Source organism: Treponema sp. JC4 (assembly GCF_000260795.1).
Taxonomy (GTDB): Bacteria; Spirochaetota; Spirochaetia; order Treponematales; family Treponemataceae; genus Treponema_D.
Window position 1 is genome coordinate 1 of the sequence record NZ_AJGU01000104.1, and the last position, 1,238, is coordinate 1,238.

General features: G+C 35.1%; 1 protein-coding gene and 1 pseudogene. Both read right to left on the minus strand.

Translation table 11 applies throughout. The features are described 5' to 3' along the window. Window positions 1–822, minus strand: a pseudogene (locus MSI_RS13445) (hypothetical protein); the annotation flags it as partial. Between the two features lie 83 nt (window positions 823–905). After that, a complete protein-coding gene (locus MSI_RS13450) occupies window positions 906–1,211 on the minus strand; it encodes a hypothetical protein (protein ID WP_009108299.1) in 306 nt (101 codons plus the stop codon). Between the last annotated feature and the right edge of the window lie 27 nt (window positions 1,212–1,238).

Below are 1,238 nucleotides of genomic sequence, written 5' to 3' on the forward strand. Positions count from 1 at the left end.
ACCATGGTCAGATACAATAATAATACGGGTATTATCATAAACATTGTTTTCTCTAAGAAAATCAAAAAAGTCGCAGACCTGTGCAAGAGAAACTACATCAATGTTATAAGCATTGTTGTGGGAATTTCTTAGATTTTCCGGCAAAACACCAAACATAGAGATATCTTCATTTGAATGCGGTGCTTCATTTGTAATTACAGAAAGTGTAGGTTTATCAGAATTAAAGTCTGTAATTCTGTTCATGCAGTAAAGAGTACTGAACCATTCAGCAAAGCTTGAACCGGCATCTTTTACACCGTTTTCCCACCATGTACCCTTGTAATATACAACCGGTCTAAGTGGAGAAGGAGATTCGCGGAAAAGACTTACCCAGAAAAGATTTCTGTTAATTACATGAGAAAGACTGTATTTTTCGTTTCCCGGCAAAAGCTGTTCATTCTTAAAGTCTGCAGTATATCTTCCAATAAGAGAAAGCGCTTCTACACCTGGAATATTCTGTGCAAAACTCATATCAGGAACATAACTGTAGTTTGCCCAGGACAAGTCAGAAAGCACAGCATTAAACCCTGCCTCTTCTGTAAGAATCTTTGGAAGCATAAGCAGGGCTTGGTTATGTTTAGATTTAAGACTTTCTGTATCACGCAGATTCATGTTATATGGCGAATAGTCATAACCGCCATATACTGCAGGTGCACCCATTAAGGTATGACCGTTAAAAGACAGACAGTTTGGGTAGTATGTAAAGCCTGCAAGTTTTTCTTTTAATTCCGGCTGCTGGTCAAGAATAGGAAGCACATATGCAGAAGCAAATCTATCCAGCATAAAAATCATGACATATTTTTCTGTTTTAGAAAGATGATATTTTGTTACAGAACCAGTTTTATCAGCTTCTACTTTAGCAGTAACTATTTTTGAAATTCATTATATGATTTAGTAATTTTTGATGTATTAATTACAGAAATTAAAACAAATACTGCCGCTGTAATCATAAAAATATTAGCCAGTAATTTTGTCTGTCTAAATTTTATAAATAAAGTAACGGCTGCCAGAACTGCAAGCATAGAAGCAAGGTTACAGAGCATAAATAATTTTGAAGGATTATGGAATCCGTCAATAAATTTTAAAGTCTCATCCATGGAACCGTAATCACCGCTGAACACATAAGCATTAATTACAGCCCCCAGAAGAATACTTGAAAATAAAAATAGCAATTACAGTACTGAAGTTTTTCTTTAAAC